The sequence below is a fragment of the Cognatiyoonia koreensis genome (assembly GCF_900109295.1).
Taxonomy (GTDB): Bacteria; Pseudomonadota; Alphaproteobacteria; order Rhodobacterales; family Rhodobacteraceae; genus Cognatiyoonia; species Cognatiyoonia koreensis.
This window is the reverse complement of record NZ_FOIZ01000002.1, coordinates 930,362-952,246: the sequence shown is the minus strand read 5'-3', so window position 1 is coordinate 952,246 and position 21,885 is coordinate 930,362. Positions and strand designations below refer to the sequence as shown.

Annotated in this window: 26 protein-coding genes; 15 read left to right on the top strand and 11 right to left on the bottom strand. The window is 55.9% G+C overall.

The window, feature by feature from the left end:
- The first annotated feature begins 14 nt into the window (after positions 1-14).
- The 5 genes from BMY44_RS16185 (at position 15) to holA (ending at position 5,764) form a co-directional block, all read left to right on the top strand.
- The gene (locus BMY44_RS16185) at positions 15-1,109 is read left to right on the top strand and encodes a porin (RefSeq protein WP_089996931.1); all 1,095 of its coding nucleotides are present in this window, start codon (positions 15-17) and stop codon (positions 1,107-1,109) included.
- A gap of 125 nt (positions 1,110-1,234) precedes the next feature.
- A complete protein-coding gene (locus tag BMY44_RS16180) occupies positions 1,235-1,669 on the top strand; it encodes a DUF3576 domain-containing protein (RefSeq protein WP_089996930.1) in 435 nt (144 codons plus the stop codon).
- Positions 1,670-1,738: 69 nt separating this feature from the next.
- Complete coding sequence (leuS, locus tag BMY44_RS16175) at positions 1,739-4,285, top strand: leucine--tRNA ligase (protein WP_089996929.1); 2,547 nt, start codon at positions 1,739-1,741, stop codon at positions 4,283-4,285.
- Entirely contained in the window at positions 4,275-4,745 is a 471-nt protein-coding gene (gene lptE, locus BMY44_RS16170; protein ID WP_131801633.1) for an LPS assembly lipoprotein LptE, read from the top strand. Before leuS ends, lptE begins: the two co-directional genes overlap by 11 nt.
- Positions 4,742-5,764: a DNA polymerase III subunit delta gene (gene holA / locus BMY44_RS16165; protein ID WP_089996927.1), complete on the top strand. Its 1,023-nt coding sequence runs from the start codon at positions 4,742-4,744 to the stop codon at positions 5,762-5,764. Before lptE ends, holA begins: the two co-directional genes overlap by 4 nt.
- Positions 5,765-5,818: 54 nt before the next feature.
- On the opposite strand, the gene BMY44_RS16160 is transcribed toward holA, so the two are convergent.
- The 4 genes from BMY44_RS16160 to BMY44_RS16145 form a co-directional block, all read right to left on the bottom strand.
- On the bottom strand, positions 5,819-6,025 hold the full coding sequence (locus BMY44_RS16160; protein WP_089997217.1) for a hypothetical protein: 207 nt from the start codon (positions 6,023-6,025) through the stop codon (positions 5,819-5,821).
- Between the two features lie 68 nt (positions 6,026-6,093).
- On the bottom strand, positions 6,094-6,285 hold the full coding sequence (locus tag BMY44_RS16155; RefSeq protein WP_089996926.1) for a hypothetical protein: 192 nt from the start codon (positions 6,283-6,285) through the stop codon (positions 6,094-6,096).
- A 68-nt stretch (positions 6,286-6,353) separates the two neighbouring features.
- The gene (locus BMY44_RS16150) at positions 6,354-6,563 is read right to left on the bottom strand and encodes a hypothetical protein (RefSeq protein WP_089996925.1); all 210 of its coding nucleotides are present in this window, start codon (positions 6,561-6,563) and stop codon (positions 6,354-6,356) included.
- Between the two features lie 74 nt (positions 6,564-6,637).
- Positions 6,638-6,835, bottom strand: a complete 198-nt coding sequence (locus BMY44_RS16145; protein ID WP_089996924.1) for a hypothetical protein — start codon at positions 6,833-6,835, stop codon at positions 6,638-6,640.
- Positions 6,836-6,914: 79 nt separating this feature from the next.
- Here BMY44_RS16145 and BMY44_RS18120 point away from each other — a divergent pair, with 79 nt between their 5' ends.
- A complete protein-coding gene (locus tag BMY44_RS18120; protein ID WP_131801632.1) occupies positions 6,915-7,184 on the top strand; it encodes a hypothetical protein in 270 nt (89 codons plus the stop codon).
- 39 nt (positions 7,185-7,223) lie between these two features.
- Here the strand turns inward: BMY44_RS18120 and BMY44_RS16140 are convergent, their stop codons facing one another.
- Both BMY44_RS16140 and BMY44_RS16135 read right to left on the bottom strand, forming a co-directional pair.
- Entirely contained in the window at positions 7,224-8,396 is a 1,173-nt protein-coding gene (locus BMY44_RS16140; RefSeq protein WP_089996923.1) for a TIGR03862 family flavoprotein, read from the bottom strand.
- Entirely contained in the window at positions 8,393-9,700 is a 1,308-nt protein-coding gene (locus BMY44_RS16135) for a mechanosensitive ion channel family protein (RefSeq protein WP_089996922.1), read from the bottom strand. Before BMY44_RS16135 ends, BMY44_RS16140 begins: the two co-directional genes overlap by 4 nt.
- 64 nt (positions 9,701-9,764) lie before the next feature.
- On the opposite strand from BMY44_RS16135, the gene BMY44_RS18420 reads away from it, so the two are divergent.
- A complete protein-coding gene (locus BMY44_RS18420; RefSeq protein WP_089996921.1) occupies positions 9,765-10,064 on the top strand; it encodes an HNH endonuclease family protein in 300 nt (99 codons plus the stop codon).
- Position 10,065: 1 nt separating this feature from the next.
- On the opposite strand, the gene BMY44_RS16125 is transcribed toward BMY44_RS18420, so the two are convergent.
- Both BMY44_RS16125 and BMY44_RS16120 read right to left on the bottom strand, forming a co-directional pair.
- Positions 10,066-10,674, bottom strand: coding sequence for an enoyl-CoA hydratase/isomerase family protein (locus tag BMY44_RS16125; protein ID WP_089996920.1), 609 nt, complete (start codon positions 10,672-10,674; stop codon positions 10,066-10,068).
- Positions 10,671-11,429 carry an SDR family oxidoreductase gene (locus BMY44_RS16120; RefSeq protein WP_089996919.1) on the bottom strand — a complete coding sequence of 253 codons (759 nt, stop codon included), beginning with the start codon at positions 11,427-11,429 and terminating at the stop codon, positions 10,671-10,673. Before BMY44_RS16120 ends, BMY44_RS16125 begins: the two co-directional genes overlap by 4 nt.
- Before the next feature lie 118 nt (positions 11,430-11,547).
- Here BMY44_RS16120 and BMY44_RS16115 point away from each other — a divergent pair, with 118 nt between their 5' ends.
- From BMY44_RS16115 to lpxK, 6 genes are all read left to right on the top strand, one after another.
- Complete coding sequence (locus tag BMY44_RS16115; protein WP_089996918.1) at positions 11,548-13,050, top strand: DUF2125 domain-containing protein; 1,503 nt, start codon at positions 11,548-11,550, stop codon at positions 13,048-13,050.
- 165 nt (positions 13,051-13,215) lie between these two features.
- Positions 13,216-14,562 (top strand): TldD/PmbA family protein, encoded by a 1,347-nt coding sequence (locus tag BMY44_RS16110; protein ID WP_089997216.1) that lies wholly within the window; start codon positions 13,216-13,218, stop codon positions 14,560-14,562.
- Complete coding sequence (locus BMY44_RS16105; protein ID WP_089996917.1) at positions 14,549-15,322, top strand: 3'(2'),5'-bisphosphate nucleotidase CysQ; 774 nt, start codon at positions 14,549-14,551, stop codon at positions 15,320-15,322. Before BMY44_RS16110 ends, BMY44_RS16105 begins: the two co-directional genes overlap by 14 nt.
- 81 nt (positions 15,323-15,403) lie before the next feature.
- Positions 15,404-15,646, top strand: a complete 243-nt coding sequence (locus BMY44_RS16100) for a DUF4170 domain-containing protein (protein ID WP_089996916.1) — start codon at positions 15,404-15,406, stop codon at positions 15,644-15,646.
- 11 nt (positions 15,647-15,657) lie between these two features.
- Positions 15,658-16,779, top strand: coding sequence for a 3-deoxy-D-manno-octulosonic acid transferase (locus tag BMY44_RS16095; RefSeq protein ID WP_089996915.1), 1,122 nt, complete (start codon positions 15,658-15,660; stop codon positions 16,777-16,779).
- A complete protein-coding gene (gene lpxK / locus BMY44_RS16090; protein WP_089996914.1) occupies positions 16,780-17,778 on the top strand; it encodes a tetraacyldisaccharide 4'-kinase in 999 nt (332 codons plus the stop codon).
- On the opposite strand, the gene BMY44_RS16085 is transcribed toward lpxK, so the two are convergent.
- Both BMY44_RS16085 and BMY44_RS16080 read right to left on the bottom strand, forming a co-directional pair.
- Positions 17,775-18,446, bottom strand: coding sequence for a DsbA family protein (locus BMY44_RS16085; protein WP_089996913.1), 672 nt, complete (start codon positions 18,444-18,446; stop codon positions 17,775-17,777). The genes lpxK and BMY44_RS16085 overlap by 4 nt on opposite strands.
- Before the next feature lie 12 nt (positions 18,447-18,458).
- Positions 18,459-18,968 (bottom strand): DUF721 domain-containing protein, encoded by a 510-nt coding sequence (locus tag BMY44_RS16080; protein ID WP_089996912.1) that lies wholly within the window; start codon positions 18,966-18,968, stop codon positions 18,459-18,461.
- A gap of 121 nt (positions 18,969-19,089) precedes the next feature.
- Between BMY44_RS16080 and BMY44_RS16075 the strand changes: the two genes are divergently transcribed.
- Positions 19,090-20,088, top strand: a complete 999-nt coding sequence (locus BMY44_RS16075) for an A/G-specific adenine glycosylase (RefSeq protein ID WP_089997215.1) — start codon at positions 19,090-19,092, stop codon at positions 20,086-20,088.
- Positions 20,089-20,137: 49 nt separating this feature from the next.
- A complete protein-coding gene (locus tag BMY44_RS16070; RefSeq protein WP_089996911.1) occupies positions 20,138-21,280 on the top strand; it encodes an alkane 1-monooxygenase in 1,143 nt (380 codons plus the stop codon).
- Between the two features lie 25 nt (positions 21,281-21,305).
- On the opposite strand, the gene BMY44_RS16065 is transcribed toward BMY44_RS16070, so the two are convergent.
- On the bottom strand, positions 21,306-21,710 hold the full coding sequence (locus BMY44_RS16065; RefSeq protein WP_089996910.1) for a c-type cytochrome: 405 nt from the start codon (positions 21,708-21,710) through the stop codon (positions 21,306-21,308).
- Positions 21,711-21,885 lie beyond the last annotated feature (175 nt).

Below are 21,885 nucleotides of genomic sequence, written 5' to 3'. Positions count from 1 at the left end.
CGAGGGAATAATCCATGAAAAGCATCCTTCTTACCTCGACTGCCCTGGTTGCCTTTGCTGGCGCCGCAGCAGCCGACGGCCACGCGACACCGGGTATTGGTTTCGCTGGTGAAGCTGAACTTGGCTACAATGATGACATCGAAGATGGCTTCTACTGGTCTGCCGACGTTGACGTGACAGCGACTGCTGCACTCGACAACGGCGTTGTTGCAACAGCAACTTTTGGTCTGAACATCGTTGACGAGGGCGAAGAAGGCCTTGGCAACCCTGTGACATCAAGCGACTACGTCCTGACAGTTGAAGCTGGTTCTTCCAAGCTGTCTTTCGGTGACGTTGATCCAGTTGCAGAAGACCGCGCTGGTCTGGTTGACGGCATGGAAGCCGAGACTTTCAATGACCAAGACACACACCTGATCACTGCCGACTTCGAAGGCATCCTGGTTGGTGAAACAGAAATCGCTGGTTTCTCCGCAGCCGTATCTTTCGGTGTTGACGGTGAAGGCGGCAACGACCTGACAGGCGAAGATCTCGACGCCATGCAGGTTTACGTTTCTGGTTCATTCGGTTCCGTTGACGTTGAATTCGCCTATCAGGAAGAATTCGGCCCAACACCAGAAATCTACGCTGTAGGTGTTTCGACTTCTGTTGCTGGCGCAGACATCACTGTTGCATACGCTGACAACACAGCCGTGACATCCACAGGTATCCAGATTTCTTATCCTGTTGGTCCTGTCACTGTTGGCGGCTACTACACCATGAACGATGGTGGATCTGACGACTACGGTCTGTCCGCAGAATACGCAGACGGCCCAATCGCGGTTGAAGCATTCTACGACGTTGCAGATGCAGACAACGCTGACACATCCGACTCTTACGGTGTTGAAGGTTCCTACGACGTAGGCAACGGTCTGACTGTTCTTGCTGGTTACCTGGTCAACGACGAGTCCGCTGACTCCGACGCTTACTACGTTGCTGGTGAGTATGACCTCGGCGGTGGCGCAGAGCTTCTCGTTTCCTATGCGGAAGACGAAGGCAATGTTGGCAACGACGAAATCGGTGATCCAGAGTACCTGCACGGTACGACTGTTCAGGTTTCCTTCACATTCTAATCGAACGTGAAATGATCTAAGTCAGAGCGGTCCCTCGGGGCCGCTCTTTCTTTTTGTGCTAACGCTTGTGACGCGCCCGTCCCTTCGTTACACATTCCGCCAAGTTACTTGTTGGGAATAAGACGTTGACTGCACCTGCCCGTACTGGCCGCGCCATTCTTCTTTTGACTGTTGTCCTTGGCCTCTCGGCCTGTGGGTTGTTTCGCGGAAATGCCCCGGCAGACGGTGCCGTCCGGCAAGCCGTGCGCACCAATGGTGCCGAGGCTGTTGCCGTGAACCGTTATCTTTGGGCGGCGTCACTGGATGTGCTGAATTTTCTTCCTGTACAAAGTGTTGATCCGTTCACAGGTGTGATCGTCACCGGGTATGGAACACCTCCGGGCGGAAGCCGCGCCTATCGCGCGACTGTCTATATCACGGACCCCGCCCTTGACGCCCGCGCCTTGAACGTCGCGATCCTGACGCGCAGCGGTCCAGCCAGCGTCGAAACGCAACGCGCCATTGAAGACGCCATCCTGACACGCGCCCGCCAGCTACGCGTCGCGGACGGCAATCTTTAGACACCTTCCCGTTTCGGGCCTGATAGCACGCCGGGCCACGTGTCCGGCGTTTGAGATTTGAGAGATGTAATGTCCACTTATACGCCTGCCGAAATCGAACCAAAATGGCAATCCGCCTGGGACAAAGCGGAAACCTTCAAGGCCGTCCGCAGCGATGACAAGCCTAAGTACTACGTGCTGGAAATGTTCCCCTACCCGTCGGGTCGAATCCATATCGGACACGTGCGCAATTACACGATGGGCGATGTGATCGCGCGTTACAAACTGGCTACCGGGCACAATGTCCTGCACCCGATGGGCTGGGATGCCTTCGGGATGCCCGCGGAAAACGCGGCCATGGCGACAGGTGGTCATCCCGCTGAGTACACTTATGGTAACATCGCCGAAATGAAGGCGCAGATGAAGCCGCTGGGTTGGTCGCTGGACTGGTCACGCGAGCTGGCGACCTGTGATCCGGAATATTATGGCCAACAGCAGTCCATGTTCATCGACTTCATGGAGAGGGGGCTGGTTTATCGCAAGAATGCGGTGGTGAACTGGGACCCGGTCGATATGACCGTGCTTGCCAACGAGCAGGTGATTGACGGCAAGGGATGGCGGTCTGGCGCAGAGGTCGAAAAGCGAGAGCTGACGCAGTGGTTTTTCAAGATTTCAGATTATTCCGAGGAACTGCTGGACGCGATTGATCACTTGGACAATTGGCCTGCCAAGGTGAAACTGATGCAGGCGAACTGGATCGGAAAATCCCGCGGAATCGAGATCCCCTTTCAGCGGGCAGACGGCGGAGATCCAATCATCTGCTATTCCACCCGCCCGGACACCATGCGAGGCGCGAGTTTTATCGCGATTTCGCCTGAACATCCACTTTCGAGGGATTTGGCCGCCGACAACGCAGAGATTGCATCATTCATCGCTGAAACGCGAAAGATGGATACGACCGAAGCGGCGATGGAGAAAGCCGAAAAGAAGGGCCTTGATACCGGTTTGACCGTGCAGCATCCGATTTATCCGGATCAGAAACTGCCCGTCTGGGTCGGCAACTTCGTCCTGATGGATTACGGAACTGGTGCGGTATTTGGCTGCCCGGCGCATGATCAGCGCGATCTCGATTTCGCGCGCAAATACGATCTGGAGGTGCGGAATGCCTTCCACATGCCTGGAGAGGATGTTGCGGTTGCATCCGAAGCGCTGGTTCCCGCAAAAACGGAAAAGGTCGTCTACATCGATCACTTCGCCGGATTGACCGAAGCGACCAGCCATGAAGGTATCGACGCGACAATCGATTATTTTGAGGCGAAAGGTCTTGGAAAAGGTCAGACAAAGTACCGCTTGCGTGATTGGGGCCTGTCGCGTCAGCGTTATTGGGGCTGCCCTATCCCGGTCGTTCACTGTGACGATTGCGGTGTCGTCCCGGAAAAGAAAGAAAACCTACCGGTCAAACTGCCTGACGATGTGACGTTCGACATTCCCGGCAACCCGTTGGACCGTCACCCAACATGGCGCGACTGCGCTTGCCCGTCCTGCGGGAAAGCGGCCCGGCGTGAAACCGACACGATGGATACCTTTGTGGATTCATCATGGTATTTTGCACGTTTCACATCCCCACGTGCCGACACGCCAACGAACCTTGAAGATGCTGCTTACTGGATGAATGTTGACCAGTATATCGGCGGAATCGAGCATGCGATCCTTCACCTGCTTTATTCCCGGTTTTTTGCGCGTGCGATGCGCATGACGGGACATTTGCCGCAGGGGACTGAAGAGCCCTTTGATGCCTTGTTTACGCAAGGCATGGTGACGCATGCGATTTACAAATCCGAGAAGAACGGCAAGGCGGTCTACCACTATCCTGAAGAGGTCGACATCAAGGGCGAGAAGGCGTTTCTGAAATCAACCGGGGCCGAAGTTGCGGTTATCCCATCTGCAAAGATGTCAAAATCAAAGAATAATGTCGTCGATCCCGCCAATATCGTGCGCGAATATGGGGCGGACACCGCCCGTTGGTTCGTGCTGTCCGATAGCCCGCCGGAACGTGATGTCGAATGGACGGCCAGCGGTGCCGAGGCGGCGAACAAATTCCTTGGGCGGGTCTATCGTATCGCAAATGACGTCAAAGCGGACCAGACTGCTGCGAACGACGCTGATAATGATTTGATCAAGGCCATGCACGCTACGATCAAGGACGTGACACTTGGGATTGAAAGTTTTGGGTTTAACGCAGCCATTGCCAAGATCTATGGTTTTGTGAATGTTCTGGCCAAATCGAAAGCGGGTGCAATGGCAAAACGCGAGGCTGCGATGACCCTTGCACAGCTTATGTCGCCCATGACACCGCATTTGTCCGAGGAAATCTGGACGATGTTTGACGGTAAGGGCCTAATTGCAAACGCCAGCTGGCCCATCGCGGATGAAAGCCTTCTTGTCGAAGATACGGTGACAATGCCGATCCAGATTAACGGCAAACGGCGCGCGGAAATCAGCGTGGACAAGGCGTTGGACAAGACTGATGTTGAAGCGCTCGCACTGGCACAGGAGAATGTGGTCAAAGCGCTGGATGGCGCGACACCCAAAAAGGTTATCGTGGTGCCAGGTCGGATTGTGAACATTGTCGTCTAGACGCGCTGTCCTGCTGGCGCTCTGCGCCATGCCCGCATGCGGTTTCACACCCGCTTTCGGACCGCGCCGCAGTGCCGAAGGGCTGCGCAATCAGGTGCATGTCATTGCGCCTGATACCGTCACCGGGTTCGCCTTGCGCACAGCTATCGAGGACCAGATCGGGCGCGCGACCTCTCCTGTCTATACGCTGACACTGACCCAGCGCGAGGCTCGCAATGTTGCCGCGGTCTCTGCCGTTGGCGATACGACGCGCTTTGACATTCGCGGTGCGGTCGATTGGGTACTTGGCTCTGAAAGCGGGGGACAGGTTGGCGCAGGCACAGTCCGCACCTTCACCAGCTATTCCGCGACTGGATCGACGGTTGCCACGCAGGCCGCAGAAGCTGATGCACGCAACCGGCTTGCCCGTTCATTGGCCGATCTTGTCGTCGCGGACATGATACTGGCGATCAACGAATGAAGATGTCAGGTGCCCAGGCGAACGGGTATCTGAAGTCACCCGACCCAAAACATGCAGGGCTGTTGATCTTTGGTGCCGATCCGATGCGAGTTGCAGGCAAGCGACAAGAGGCGATCCTCGCACTTGTCGGGCCACAAGGCGAAGAAGAAATGCGCCTGACCCGTATAAACGGCGCTGACCTGCGCAAGGACCCCGCTCTCGTCAATGACGCGATCAAAGCGCAAGGGTTTTTTCCCGGTCATCGGGTCGCATTCGTTGAAGATGCGACGGACGGTTTGTCAAAAACACTCGCGACGGCGCTTGCTGATTGGCAGGACGGCGATGCGCAACTGGTCGTGACTGCAGGACAGCTGACTGCGAAATCCGCCTTGCGCAAGGTATTCGAGGGGCATCCTGCAGCAGTCGCGATCGGCATCTATGACGACCCGCCCAGCCGCGACGACATCGAAGCAACGCTGAACAATGCTGGGCTGAGCGCACCGCCCCGCGATGTGATGGATGCGGTATTCTCGCTCGCTCAGTCGCTCGAACCCGGTGATTTTCGCCAGACTGTTGAAAAGATCGGTCTATACAAACGCAATGATCCGGACCCCCTAACGATTGCCGAAGTGAACGCATGCGCGCCACAGTCCGCCGATGTCGATATGGACGATGTGCTTGATGTCGTTACGAGTGGTCAGACAGATCAGCTCGGGCCGACCCTTCGGAATCTTTACGCACAAGGTGTGCTTCCGATTACGTTGTGCATCATGGCGATGCGTCATTTCCGGCGGCTGCATGTTGTTGCATCTGATCCCGGCGGTCCGGGTGCGGGTATCGGACGGTTACGCCCGCCCGTTTTTGGCCCACGTCGGGACAAAATCGCACGTCAGGCAAGCCATTGGGGACGCGACAGGCTGGAAAAGGCGCTGACCACATTGACGGACACTGATTTGCAGATGCGGTCTGCGAATCCAGCCCCGACACAAGCCCTGATGGAACGCACTTTGATCCGTCTTGCAATGATGGCGCGGCGTTAGAAACGAAAAAGGCGCACCGAAGCACGCCTTGATCCTTAAATCTGTCAGAACTCTTTAGAAGGAGCCGGATGCGGCGACCAGTGCAGCCAATAGGCCAAGCACGATGTAGCCAGCCGGAATGGAGGAAACAGGTGCATCAGGTGCAGGTGGAATGACCTGAACAGGTGGCTGTGGTGGCAGAGGAGCCAGACCACCAGCGGAGGCCGCAGAACCAGCAACTGCAATCGCAGCGGCTGCAACAAGTGTCTTCGTGAAACGCATTTCTTTCTCCTTCATGAAAAAAAGGGCCAGCGCTTGCTCGCCCTTTTCAGACTTCGCTCAGGTCAATATTAGAAAGAACCTGACGCCGCTACAAGTGCGGCGAGAAGACCAAGCACAATATAGCCGGAATTGATCGATGACACCTCTGCAGGTGGTGGCGGAGGTGTCACGATTATCGTGTCTCCAAGTCCGCCAGCGGATACTGTGGAACCAGCCATGGCAAAAACCGCGGCAGCAGCAAGTGATTTCGTAAAACGCATATGTCTTCCCCTGTAATGAAAAAGGGGCCAGCGAAAGCCAGCCCCTTTAGACTTCGCTAAGCGTTAGCTTAGAAAGAACCTGACGCCGCGACAAGTGCTGCGAGCAAACCGAGAACAATGTAACCAGCTGGAATCGAGGAACCGGCTGCAACGGGTTCAACAACGATTGGTGCGATTGGTGCAGCTTCTGTCTGAACCGGGGCAAGGCCACCAGCAAAAGCAGATGAACCGGACACGGCGATAGCAGCCGCAACGACGAGTGTTTTTGTGAAACGCATGGTTTTTTCCTTTCTTGGATTCGAAAAGGGCTGGCCCAAAGGCCAGCCCTTAACCACTAAATCTAAGCGTTAACTTAGAAAGAGCCGGATGCAGCTACGAGTGCAGCCAGAAGGCCGAGCACGATGTAACCTGCAGGAATGGAGGAGCCAGCTGGTGTGTCTACGACAACAACAGGTGCTTCTGTGATGACAGGTGCGATACCGCCAGCGTTAGCTGCGGCACCAGAAACAGCGATTGCAGCTGCGGCGGCGAGAGTAGTTGTAAGGCGCATGTCGGTACTCCAAATAAATGCACGTTTGTGGACGATCACAAATTGTCTATCCACGTTTTCTTAGCAAAACAAGGGAGTAATGCAAAAGCGTACTTGCGGACAGTGCATTTCTCGCTGTCCGTTCTTCTCAAAGCATAAAACTGCCCGCCTGTTGTCACAGCACATCAATCCGGCGCGTTTCTTCAAGGTGTCGAAACTATGGCAAAACCTTAAAAATAACAGAAAAACGCATTTTCGATGGTTTGTCGGATACACCGGAACCGCAAAAATTCCCGTTTTTCAAAGCGATGCTGCAATGCAACAGTTTCGCGGAAGTTTTGCGAGAACCGACGTTTGGAACCCGATTTGAGGGGGCTTTACACCGTAACAGACCACTTTGATTCTTTTTTCATGGATTCGTCTGGCGATTCCAATTCAGTGCACCGAGTGCTGCTGCTTTGCCGGTGGCAAGGCTCCCGGTGATCAGATACCCACCTGTCGGTGCCTCCCAATCCAGCATTTCACCGGCGCAGAAAACACCCGGACGCTCGTTGAGCATCAGGTTGTCGTCCAGCGCATCAAAGCGCACGCCGCCTGCCGTTGATATCGCCTGATCCATTTCCCGCGGGCCATCATGACTAAGCGGCAGGGCTTTCAGGAAAGCAGGAACATCTTGCGACACCAGTGTTTGAAATACCTCTTGAAACAACGCAACTTTGATTGCCGGTAACCGCAATGTGGACTTAAGAAAGTGGCCTGTCGTTTCTTTTGCACGTTTCCCGGCCCATCGGCGCAGCAGCTTCTCAGTTTCCAAATCGGGCAAAAGGTCGATCTGCAATGGCGCACCCTCTCGCAGCACGCGTGACACCTCATAGATGCCGCCACCTTCAAGCCCTTCCGCGCTTAGGACGATTTCGCCACGTGATTTCAGATCGCCCGCTGTCAGTGCAATACCTTTTACAGGGTGCCCGATAAACCGCGTCATATGTTCTGACCATCTGCGTCGGAACCCGACATTGGCAGGCTGGAACGGTGTTGTGCCGGAAATGAGCGATGACCACGCTCCATCCGATCCAAGTCGCGCCCAGCTTGCACCTCCAAGCGCGAGGATTGTTATGTCTGTCTGATGTCGGATCGGACCCGCCGGTGTTGCGAAAAGGGCAGCAGACTCTTTATCCCAGCCTTGCCAGTTCCATCGGGTGTGAAATGTCACGCCTTTCGCGACCAACCGCTGCAACCAGGCACGCAGCAACGGCGAGGCTTTCATGACTTCGGGGAAAACGCGGCCCGTGGACCCGGTAAAAATGCTCTGCCCTAGTCCAAGCGCCCAATCCTGGACTGCATCCGGTCCAAAGTCAGAAATAGCATGTGCCAACTGTTCGGTTCGCGGAAGATAGGCCGCCAGAAATGTGCTCTCGTCCTCGGTCTTGGTGATATTCAAGCCAGATTTTCCGGCCATCAGGAACTTGCGACCGAGAGACGGCATCTTGTCGGCGAGCGTCACAGTTACACCGGCATCTGCCAGCGTTTCCGCGGCCATTAGCCCGGCCGGTCCGCCACCGATGACAAGCGCACGGGTCACGAGGCCGGCAAGCCGCCTTTGATTTCGACGACTCGCTGTGGATAAGGGATTTCGATGTCGTTGTCTTTCAATGCGTTCCAGACAAGAAACAGAACGTCGGAAGCGTATTTATTCTTGCCGTCATCGATGCCGTTAACCCAGAATTCAACACCAAAGTTGATACCGCTGTCACCAAAGCCTTTCAGTTCGCAGTCAGGGCCTTCCGGGTCTTGCAGCACTTCGGGGTGGGTGGATACGGCGGCGATAATGATTTCAGGTATCTTGTTAATATCGGTGTCATAGCTGACGCTGAATTCAACCTCGTAACGGTTCGCAGACCCGCTGTCGGAATAATTGACGACGCGCGTGGTGATGAAATCTTCGTTCGGAACGACGATCCAGCGACCATCGTAGGTTTCCAGGATCGTGGCACGCGCTGTCATTTTGATGATGGTGCCCGCCTCACCGCCGTCCAGCTCGACATAATCGCCGACAGTCGCTTGCCCTTCGATCAGCAAGATCACACCGGAAATGAAGTTTGATGCGATCTTCTGGAGGCCGAAACCCAGACCCACACCGATTGCGCCACCCAGAACAGCAAGCGAGCCAAGCGGCACGCCCATGATGTTCATAAGCAGGATGAATGCGATACCGAAGATCGTGAATTCCGCGGCCTTGATGATCAACTGGCGGATCGCAGGTCGCATCGGTTGCTGTTCAATATAAGTGGAGGACTGCGTGTTCGACCACTGGCCAAACCAGAACAGCAAACTGCCAAATATCAGGCCACGTGCGATGGCAAGCAGCGAAAACTGGATGTTGCCAACACCGACCTGCGCGGCACCAAGTGCCTCAACCACTTGATCCAGCACGCCCAGCGCATAAAGAGCGGCAAGCGGAACAAGAACGTACTTTGCCAAAATGCGTAGGAACGGATCGGTAATGATGTGACGAGCAAGTGCACGTGCCGCAAGAAACAGGAAAACTCGCTTGCCGAAGGCGATGACAGCGCCCGACCCGAACAGTGATCTTGTGACTTGTTCCCCGAGGGCGGTGAATCCATAGGCCAAAAGGGGCAAGAGCAACGGAAGGAAGATCAGGATGAACCGGCGCGCCTTGGACAGAAGTGAGTGGTTATCAGCTGGCGGAGCCAGAAACCCTGTGATCCGTGGTGATAGGATCCGGTTTGCGATAATCGCGAGAATATAAGCCGCGATCAAAATAGCGAATTGTGACCACGCGGCGGGGGACAACAACCAGTCTTTCGCGAGATCCACTCCCTGCATCCCGTAACCGCGGATCGTTTCGACCAGATCAGAGTCCATCGCACTTGTCCTTCGCTAGACGCACGTCATCTTTTGTCGCGATGTGAGAGGTGAAACAAGAGCGATGCAAGAAGAATACCCCATTTGCGCACTATGCACGCGGCCTATCCCGCCGGATGTGCCACAATCCTTGCATCATCTCATTCCGAAACTCAAAGGCGGGAAAGGCGGACCGACAGTGCTGTTGCACCATATCTGTCATAAAGAGATTCACGCCACACTGACGGAGGCAGAACTTGCCCGCTCCTATCAGACGGTCGCGGCGCTCCGTTCGCATCCGCGCCTGGCTAAGTTTGCAGGATGGGTGGCAAAACGGCCACCGGATTTCATGTCAAAGGTGCCGGGAAAGAGACGCAAAAGATAAATTATTTGTTTTCTATCAAAGACTTGATTGCGGCGACATGGTCTGGCCTAGCAGATAGAGCGTCCGCTGCCCAATTCTTTGCCAACGCCACCGGATCTGGATCGACAGCGTCGATCAGACCAAAGTCGTGGGCCATCTGCGCATTGATTTTCAGTCCTGCCATAAGGATCTGTTTGGACCGCGATGGCCCGATCAGCGCCCGCATTCGCCATGGATCAGATGGTTGCGGCAGATAGCCAAGTTTCATGACCGGATAGAAGAAATTCGCCCCCGGCACCGCGATCCGGAGATCGCAAGCCAGAACCATACCAAAACCACCGCCCGCCAGTGTTCCATTCAACGCGGCAATGGTCAGACATGGCAATTTTGCGATTGCGCCAGACAATTCTTCCCAAAGTGGCGACGTGGCCAAACCCGCTTTGGCAGCATCGAGATCGGCACCTGCGCAAAAGACCTTGCCCGCACCTGTCAGGATTATGGCTTTGACGTCCGTCGCACCGGAAACGGCAGTGATGAGGGATTTCATCATGTCGGCGGTCAGCGCGTTGGCTTTATCCGGCCGGTTCAGGGTGATGGTCAGCAAGTCGCCATCGCGGTGGGTGAGGATCATGCCAGCCCAACCTTGGCCCGGATATCTTCCTCGCGCAGGGACACATCTTGGCCAAGATAGACGTCGGCCTCTGATGTGCACATCCACAGCAGCGCTTGCGCAGGCCATTCGGGCGGTATGTGGTCAGACCAGTCAAGTTGGGCGACGCGATTGATCCCGGATTGTTTGATGGTGCGCTGCATGTCAGTTGCGACCGTGCCGGGAGACAGCCCCATTACGCGCAAACCCTTGTCGCGGCTTTCAAAGTCTGCGACGCGTGTGAGCATATAAGCCCCCGCTTTCGATGTCGAATAGGCAGACCAACCGTCGATCGGACCATGGGCTGCACCCGATGAAATCGTAATAATCGTTCCGGTGCCGCGGTCGATCATATAGGGCATCGCTACACGCATTCCGTGATAGATGCCCTTGAGATTAATATCGATCGTCTTGGACCAACTTTCTGGGTCGGTTTCATGCAGCAAGCCGATGGGTTCGATCACACCGGCATTCCCGATGAAGATATCAAGCTCACCGAACGTGTCGACGGTGGCGTCAACCGCCGCTTGCAGCTCCCAGAGGCGGGACACATCACAAGGGATGGCAATCGCCTTTTCGCCAATTTCGCCTGCAATTTCTGCGATGCTTTCTTCTGATCGGGCAATTAAGGCGACATTCGCACCGGCATCGGCAAAAGCGCGGGCTGCCGCTGCACCGATGCCCTTGCTTGCGCCTGTGATCAGCGCGGTCTTGCCGGTCATGTCATACTTTTTCATTTGCTTCCCTTTAGGTCTGTGAGGACAGAGTCTAGGTTGTGGTCAAGTTTTCCCTACCTTGCTGATGACAGCAAGACGCGAAACACTGGTGACGGCATATATGTAAAGGATACCGATTATGACGCATTTCAAAACTTTGAGGACGACAGTCTGCCTTGCTGCGCTGGTTTCGGCCTCTTCTGCAACTGCTGACGTAACAGCGGAACAGGTTTGGGAGAACTGGAAGGAGAACCTCGCAATTTATGGTGAGGACGGTGTGTCGATTGGGTCTGAGGACATCGGTGACGGCACTGTCACAGTGTCTGATCTGATGCTGAAGATGGAAGATGAATTCAGCAGCGTCGAAGCGAACCTTGGAACAATTACCTTTACCGAACAAGGCGACGGATCGGTGGCGGTCACGATGTCGGACTCCTATCCGATCACAATCGTACCCGAAGATGGCGGATTGATCCGACTGAACGTAAGTCAGTCAGGCATGGAGATGATCGTCAGCGGCGACGAAGCGGACATGACATATGATGTCAGCGCAGACCGCTATGCCTTTGAAGTCGTCGAGATGGTCGAGGATGGCGAGGCGCTGATAGACGGCGAAATCATGTTTGCCGCCAACGATCTTAACGGCACGTACAACGTGAAGACCGGCGAACTGCGCAATCTTGACTATGACCTGTCCATGGGATCGCTTGATCTGCTGATGGATTTCACAGAGCCTGGTGGTGACGGCGTGGTTGTGGTCAGCGGCAAGTTGGACGCCGTTACCTTGGAATCGGAAATGGCGATCCCGCTGGAAATCGATCCGGAAAATCCAGAGCAGATGTTTGCTGACGGATTCTCCTTCACCGGTGGCTACGGATTTAGTGCCGCGAACTATATCTTCGATTTCAATGTCGATGGGGATTCTGCAGTCGGGTCCGTTGCAATTGGTGAAGGTGCTGTGAACGCTGCGATGGACGCCGACAGTCTAGCATACGACGTTGGTGTGCAGAACGTCGCGCTGAATATCCAATCGAGCGAGTTCCCTTTCCCGATCGAGATTGGACTCGCTGAATACGGCATTGGTCTTGCAATGCCGCTGTCTTCAACAGAAGAGCCTGCCGACTTTGGTCTGAACATCAATTTCTCGGAACTGACGATCAACGATCAGATTTGGGCGCTCGCTGATCCGGGTGAAGTCCTGCCGCGCGATCCTGCAACGGTCCGGATTGATCTTACGGGGCAAGCGAAACTGTTCTTTGACCTGATGGACCCAGAGCAGGCCGAAGCCATGGAACAGGCCGAAGTTCCAGGCGAACTGAACGCGCTTACACTAAACGATCTGCTGGTGTCTGCCGGAGGAGCGATGATCACCGGTACCGGTGATTTCACATTCGACAATACCGATCTTGAAACATTCGACGGCATGCCCCGCCCACTGGGCGAAGCCAGCATTCAGATCACAGGCGCAAATGCATTGATCGACAAGCTGGTCTCGATGGGTCTTCTTCCACAGGATCAGGCATCCATGGGCCGCATGTTCATGGGAATGTTTGCCCGTTCGACTGGCGATGACCAACTCGAAACGACAGTTGAAGTGAACGAGGAAGGCCACCTGATCGTCAACGGTCAGCGGATGCAGTAATTCACGATCTTTGAAACAACTTATCCCGCCCGGTCATAGGACTGGGCGGGTTTTTCTTTGCGCAGTTCCGACGCTGAAGACATCGAACAATGCGACTGGTGTATCGCCCGGACTTGCAGCGTGACACCACGCGGACTAGGTGATGTGGGAACAAAGGAAGCCTTCATGTCCCAGACCCTTGAAAACCTGTCCCACGCCATGCTTGACGCAGCACGAGCTGCAGGTGCGGATGCATCTGATGCGATCGCTGTCGATGGCACGTCGATTTCGATCGATGTCCGTGCGGGTGCGCTTGAGCATGCGGAACGTTCTGAAGGGATCGATATCGGGCTGCGTGTTTTCGTCGGAAAACGGTCGGCAATTGTATCCTCTTCCGATACGAAGCCGGCCACTCTGTCCGAAATGGCAGAGCGTGCCGTAGCAATGGCGCGGGAGGCACCCGAAGACCCGCATTCAGGGCTGGCCGATCCGGATCAGCTTGCAACCGATCTTGATAGTACCCCGCTGGAAATGTGCGACCCGGGCGACGAACCGGCAGCAGATACTTTGCAGGCCGAAGCTGTCCGTGCAGAAGCCGCGGCCTTGGCCAATCCGAATGTGTCGCAGGTGCAATCTGCATCTGCCGGGTACAGCCGCCGATTTGTACATCTTGCCGCATCCAACGGGTTCTCTGCCGGATATGCCCGTTCCGACCACGGTATATCCTGCGTCGCGATCAGCGGTGAAGGCACCGGGATGGAACGCGACTATGACTATGACAATCGGATCTTCCACTCCGATTTGCGCGACGCCGAGGAAATTGGCCGCATTGCCGCTGAACGGGCGACCGCACGGGCCGGTGCACGCAAACCGAAGACCGGTGCCTATCCGGTAATGTTCGATGAACGGATTGCATCCAGTCTGATTGGCCATCTGTTGCAGGCTGTGAATGGTGCCGTAATTGCACGCGGGTCAGGCTGGCTGCGGAGCGCACTTGGCGAGCAGGTGCTGCCAGCGCATTTGTCGGTGGACGAAAACCCGCATCGCCGTCGCACCTCTGGCTCGCGGATGTTTGATGCCGAAGGCTTGCCAACGTCCAAGCGTGCCATCGTAGCCGATGGCGTACTGCAGGGATGGACGCTTGATTTGGCAAACGCGCGCAAGCTTGGGATGCAATCGACGGCCAATGCTGCACGCAGCACTGCAAGTGGGCCTTCCCCGCATATGACAAATGTCGCGCTGACCCAGGGCGACAAAACGCAGGCTGAATTGATAGCGGACATGGGCACAGGCCTTTTGATAACAAGCATGATCGGGTCGACGATCAACCCGAACACCGGTGATTATTCACGTGGGGCCAGTGGATTCTGGGTGGAAAACGGAGAAATCACTTTCCCTGTTAATGAATGTACCGTGGCAGGCAACTTGCGCGACATGCTTATGCGGATCACACCTGCCAACGATGCGCGCACGCACCTTTCGAACGTCGTGCCTTCGCTTTTGGTAGAAGGACTCACCCTTGCCGGAGACTGATCTCGCGCTTTTGTTGGAGGCGGGACAGAAAGCAGGTGAGATTGCGTCTTCGTACTTTGGACGCGATCCGCGCATCTGGAACAAGGACGACAATGCCGGACCGGTGACAGAAGCTGATCTGGCAGTGAACGCTCATCTGGCAGCGGTTCTTCAGGCAGCGCGCCCAGATTATGGCTGGCTATCAGAGGAATCCGAAGACGCCAAAGCGCGTCTGACAACCCGCCGCCAGTTTGTGATTGATCCGATTGACGGCACGCGCGCCTTCATCGAACGTTCCAGGGATTGGGCCATCTCGCTTGCCATTGTTGAAGATGGCGTGCCGCTCGTGGGCGTTGTTATCATGCCGGAACGTGGAAAGACCTACGCCGCGTTGCGCGGACAGGGTGCAACGCTGAATGGGTCACGGCTTTCCGTGACAGGACAGGCAGATCTTGCCGCCGCAACGGTGCTGACTAACAAGATTACAATGCAACCCGATTTCTGGAAAGGTGGGGTTACACCACCAATAAAGCGGACGTTTCGGTCATCATTAGCCTACCGCCTTTGCCTTGTCGCCGAAGCCCGTTTTGACGCGATGATGACGTTGCGACCAACCTGGGAATGGGACATCGCCGCAGGCGCATTGATTGTTGCCGAGGCGGGAGGCACCGTGACGGACAGGCAGGCCCGACCGTTACGACTGAATAACCAGATGCCGCAGGTCAATGGCGTGATCGCTGCGGGTCCGGTCCATCGGGCGATTGCCTCTGCGCTTATCTGACCTGTCGCGCAGATTGATTGTGTCTTGAACAAGCAGCCCATAGATTGGCAGAAATACTGACATTCACTAAAGGAAACTCCTATGACCCAGCGCCTGCATCTTGTCTTTGGCGGAGAACTCGTCGACCCGACGAAGAACGCGTTCAAGGATGTCGACGCGATCGATATCGTGGGCATGTATCCTGATTATGCTAGCGCTTATAACGCGTGGAAAAGCGCCGCGCATCGCACCGTAGACAACGCGCACATGCGGTATTTCATTGCACACATTCATCGCCTTCGGGACGAAGAAACCGAGGCCTCCCCGACCGAAGAACTGGGTTAGGGTCACGCGCCATGCCCCAGTCGCATGTTCGGCAAAATCAGCATGTGATCTGGGCGCGGTGTTCGTCCCCAAATCAGATCGAGCAGGTCGCGGAACTGGAACAGACATTGCGCCAAGACGGGGATCGGGTGCAGTTCCTTTGCTCCTTGCCCGATCCGCGGGATGAAGGTGTACTGAAAACACCCACGACCCAGCGGAATACCCGGCAATTCATCTTTGCCCATCGCCCGATCGCCGTCTTGTGGGTGGGTGGTTTGTTGGATCAGAATATCCTTGCTCCTTGCCACGCCGTCGATCTTCCGATTGTCGTTCTTGAAGGGAGCGCCAGTATGCTGGATGGCCCTGCTCGCGGATGGTTGCCGGGCCGGGGACGATCGCATCTTGCCAAGCTGCATGCAGTCTTTCTGAAGGACATGCGTGACAGGTCGGCATTCGTGCAGGCCGGTGTTCCTGATCATGTGATCCAGATCGCCGGATCCTTGGGTGATTCCAGCACTGTTCTGCCCTATCGCGAAAGTGACCGCCGGGAACTGGCAGAAGTTCTTGGCACGCGCCCTGTCTGGCTGGCCGCCGAAACCCAACCCGAAGATGTCGAAATGCTTTGTCAGGCCCACCGCGAAGCCGCGCGTCGTGCGCATCGTCTGTTGCTGATAATCGCACCAACGCAGCCCGGATCAGGTCGCGCGATCGCGGATACCTGCCGCGCGGCAGGGCTTAATACATCATTGCGGTCAGCAGGTGCAGAACCCGAGGAATCAACACAAGTCTATCTGGCGGATGACGACGACAGCATGGGGCTTTGGTATCGTATCGCGCCCATCACTTTTCTGGGTGGGACCTTCAATAGCGGGGCACGCGATGACCCGTTTCATCCCGCAGCGCTGGGCTCGGTGACGATTCACGGGCCTGCACAGGGCAAATATCAGGAGCGCTTCCGGAAGCTGATGAGTGTCGATGCCACCTTGCAAATAATGACACCCGCCGCCTTGGGTGAAGCTGTGGCGCAATTGCTGTCTGTCGACAAGGCAGCCGCGAAAGCAAACGCCGGCTGGGACATTACATCACGGGGGGCTGCCACAGCGGCCCTTGTGTCTGCAATTCTGCAACATCTAATCGATGGCGAGGCTCCTTAAATGCCCGCGCCGCTGTTCTGGTATGATCCACCCGACAAGCCCGCCCTTGTGGCACGAGCACTCGCACCATTCAGCGCCCTCTATGCTTTTGCCAGCAAAATCAGGCTTTCACGCGGTTCGCCCTTCAAGGCAGCGGTTCCGGTGATTTGCGTGGGCAACATCAATATTGGCGGCACCGGGAAGACACCGACGGTGATCGCCCTGATCGAACGGCTGACAGCGGCAGGTCACCGGCCGCATGTCATTTCGCGCGGTTATGGGGGATCCTTGAAAGGGCCGGTCAGAGTCCTGCCTGAATCACATCAAGCTGATGAAACCGGTGACGAACCACTATTGCTAGCGGCGTTCGCGCCGGTTTGGGTCGCAAAAGACCGGGCCGCAGGTGTGAAATCAGCCCAAGATGCCGGCGCGGATGTGATCGTGCTGGACGATGGGTTTCAGAATCCGGCAGTAGAAAAAGATGTTTCCATTGTTGTCGTCGATGCCTTTCGTGGCTTTGGGAACGGACGGGTCATCCCTGCAGGACCACTGCGCGAACCGATTAACACTGGGCTTGACCGTGCCGATCTTTTACTTTCGATCGGTCCGCCGGACGCGCAGGAAAAATTCCATGCGCTCTGGCCTGTGACACTGCCGCACCTCAGCGGACAGGTGCACCCGCTGTTGACAGGCATGCCCTGGAAGGGGCTTCGGGTGCTGGCTTTTGCTGGTATTGGGCATCCCGAAAAATTCTTTCGCACACTGGACATGGCCGGTGCGCTGGTCGTCAAGACTCACGCGCTCGAGGACCATGAGCCACTCACGCCCGCGTTGATGGCGCGGCTTGAAGCCGAAGCGAGAGCCGCTGGCGCGCAGCTTGTGACAACGGAAAAAGACGCCGCGCGTTTGCCCGGCGCCTTTCGCGCAAAAGTCCTGCCGTTTCCGGTGCGGTTGGTGCTGGATGACTGGACCGCACTGGATGCGCAACTGCAACGGCTTGGCCTTAGATCACCGGATTAACCGGCCAGTTTTTCGTCCAGGATCGCGGCGAAATCCGGATAGGCCATGTTCGAATACTTCTCACCATTGATCAGGAAGGACGGTGTGGAAGTGATTCCGTCGCGTTCAGCGTTCGTTTGGAACCAGCCGACAAGGCTTTCAGCCATTTCACCATCGGACATGCAGGCATCCAGAGCTGCTTCGTTGAGACCAGCCGTTTTGGCGATCTTGCGCAACTCATCCACGATCACGGCTGGATCGCCGCTTGCCGTCCAGTCACGCTGTTTTTGATAGATCAGATCGGTGATTCCAAAGAAGCGGGATTCCCCGCCACAGCGGGCAATCATTGATGCCCAAAGCCCGAACCGGTCAAAATATACCTCGCGATAGATGAATCGAACCTTGCCAGTATCGATATAGTTCGCCTTGAGTTGCTTGAACTGGTCAGAATGGAAACTAGCGCAATGCGGGCAGGTGTAAGACGCGTATTCAATGACTTCGATCGGCGCATCTTCTGCGCCCAGCACCATGTCAGGAATAGAGTCCGGATCGCCCGTGCCGTCCTGTGCGTTGGCAATTCCCGCCAGCAAGTTCGAAGCCTCGCCATTTGGACCCGGCTGAAGCACGAGCCAGCCTGCGCCAGCCGCCAGGATCGCGCCAGTGGCGGTAAGGAGTGTTCTGCGTTTCATAGTAACCTCTGATTATGGTTTATTCTTAGATAAGACGTTTCTCGCCAATGTCTCTAGGGCCTCGCGCAGAGCATCGCTTTGGCAGGGTGCTGCCATTGATTTTGCGGATTCCTTGACGGCAGCGTCGATAATCTTTGTCTTTTGCGGTGCAGGTGTGAACGCGACACGGCCATCTGCAAAGCCCACGGGCGCTGTCTGCGTGATCTTAACGCGAGCGATCGCGCGGTACCCGTAGCAGGCATTCACTTTCTCGCGAATCTGTTCTTTTTGCATTTCCAGCATTGGGGCCTGAGAGCCAGTGGTCAGAATGACGAGTGTCGCGCCCATTCCGCCTTTCGAATATGAGATATTCACGGGTGTCGCGATCCGCGCAGTGTCCTGCCCGACAATTTCTTCCCAGTGGGTCAAAAGTCGTGTTTGCGAAAAGCCACGCCCTTCGCTTGCCTTGCGGATGCGCGTCTGCATCAAAGAGACGGCGCGGGAAAACCCTTTGGTTGTACTGTGGCGGCGTGGTTGTTTCATGTCTGCGTTCTAGTCTAAGGACTGTTGAAGGCCAAGTCAGCGGCAGATCGAATTGGAGCCATAAATATTGCGTGAATTGAGCGATGATCTGCTGGACTGGTACGATGTTCACGCGCGCACCATGCCTTGGCGCATTTCGCCTGCTGATCGCAAAGCAGGCAACAGGCCTGATCCCTACTTTGTCTGGATGTCGGAAATCATGTTACAACAGACGACCGTTGCCGCGGTCAAAGACTACTTTGTGAAATTCACACGGATCTGGCCGACCGTGTCCGATCTTGCCGCTGCGGATGATGCTGACGTCATGGCGGCATGGGCCGGGCTTGGTTATTACGCGCGGGCTCGCAATCTGCTGAAATGCGCACGCACTGTCGTTGCCGATCATGGCGGCCAATTTCCAGCAGACCATGATATTCTTCTGACCCTTCCCGGTATCGGCCCTTATACGGCCGCTGCTGTATCGGCGATTGCATTTGACCTGCCCGAAACGGTGCTCGATGGGAATGTCGAACGCGTCATGGCGCGCCTCAACGATGAACACACGCCCCTGCCTGCAGCCAAACCCATCCTGATGGACTACGCCAGAAGCCTCACTCCTCAGCATCGCGCTGGTGATTATGCCCAAGCCGTGATGGACCTTGGCGCAACGATTTGCACGCCCCGCAATCCCGCTTGCGGTATCTGTCCCTGGCGCACACCCTGCAAGGCGCGGATCGCAGGGACGGCACAGGCGTTGCCGAAGAAAACGCCAAAGAAAAAAATTCCGACACGCAAGGGGATCGCCTACGTCGCACGGCGCGAAGACGGCGCATGGTTGCTGGAAACACGCCCCGAGAATGGACTTTTAGGCGGTATGCTGGGCTGGCCGGGATCGGAGTGGGGCGAGTCCCCGGATCCCGATCCGCCGCTTGCCGCGGACTGGACAGCGCTGGACGCACAGGCACGGCACACCTTCACGCATTTCCATCTGCATCTGGAGGTGCTTACGGCCCAAGTTGATCGGATAGTGTTGCCTGATCGTGGACAATTCATTGCGCATGACGACTTTAGCCCGTCTGCTTTGCCAACCGTGATGCGAAAGGTCTTCGATTTGGCCGCCGCGACGCTACGCCACGATTGAGCGGGAGACACCGGATGACTATCCTGCAATCACCGGGACAGGAGCAACCATGACATCGATTCCATCTGCATCCGGATTTGCGAAGCTTGGGCCAGCCTTGCCATTCTGGCTTTCACTGGGGCTTATTCCATTTGCCTGGATTGCAGCAGCTTACGGCGGCTGGACGCTTCTGTTTATGCCTGTGCTGACCTGGTATCTTTTCTCGTTCCTCGATCTGCTGATTGGCCTGAACAAAGACAACGCCGATCCACAGACCGCCGAAGCGGAACTGTTCTGGTACAAGGCGATCACCATCATTTGGGCACCGGTGCAGATCCTGACGATGTTGAGCATCATGATTTACGTTGTGAACACCGATCATCTGGCAGGCTGGGAAGAATGGGCCTTGTTTGCAGGCATCGGCGTCATTTCTGGAACCATCGGTATCAATTACAGCCATGAATTGATGCATCAAAAACCAAAGCTGGAACGCTGGCTTGCCGATATACTGCTCGCGTCGGTGCTTTATTCTCATTTCCGGTCTGAGCATTTGCTGGTGCATCATCGCTATGTCGCCACACCAAAGGATCCGGTGACAGCCCGCTACAATGAACATTTCTGGCGATTTTTTCCGCGCGTTCTGAAGGAATCCCTTGTGTCATCTTTCGAGGCCGAGAAAGCGATGCTGGCGCGAAAAAACAAGCCTTGGACGGATTTATCCAATCCCTTCTGGCGATATTGGGCGCTTCAGCTTGGGTTCATTACCGTAGCAGCCGCCATTGGTGGCTGGTGGGGCGTGATCCTTTTTGCCACGCAGGCTTTTTGGGCGTTCTTCCAGCTGGAACTGGTGAATTACATCGAACACTACGGCCTGACACGAAAGCATCTTGGTGACGGCAAGTACGAACATGTCCTTCCGCGCCATTCGTGGAATACCTCGTTCCGGGCATCGAACTGGTTGCTGATCAATCTGCAGCGGCATTCTGACCATCATTACAAACCCGATCGGCGATTCCCGCTTTTGCAGACCTACGAAGAAAATGACGCGCCGCAACTGCCCTATGGCTATCCGGTCATGACAATGGTCGCGGTGTCGCCCACGCTATGGCGGCGGATGATGAACCCGCGTGTGCAAGCGTGGCGCGCGCGCTATTATCCGGAGATCGAAGACTGGACGCCTTACAAGAACGGCACAAACCCGATGCCGCGATAGCCGGGTTCGACGAACCCTACTAATATCATTCGGCTTGAATGCTTTCGAGATAGCGCGTCAACGACAGAATCTTGGCGTGCGTATAGAATACCGAGCCATAGGCTCTTTCATCCGCATCCTCGTCAAACAGCGCGCCATAAACAGGCATTGGCCCGCCATGGCCACGTAAACCGGTTCGCCCATCAATGATGTGCATGACCCGAAGTAGCGGGAAGTCCCCTTGGTTATCAGCCGCGAGCTGTGTCAAGTCCGGCACATTGATCAGCATGTGTTCAGTCAACGGACCATCCCCCATGCCGGACGCGCCGTGGCAGGTGGCACAGTACTGATTATAGGTATTTGCGCCCAATTCGCTGTCCGCGAAGGCGACCGATCCTGATACGACCAAGAGAACAGCCGCAATCCCGTTACCTAGACGAATGTCTTTCATCCCTTTCTCCTTTGCTGGCTTAATGTGAGTAGTATAATTGGCCGGCCGCTGGGCCGTTTGAGGAATATCAATGAGTGGCCACTCGCGTCGCCGCGCCAACAGAAAAAACCCCGCCACAAGGGCGGGGTGAAGTTATGTGCGAGTGGTCTTGTCCTCGTTGGGACAAGCGGGCCAC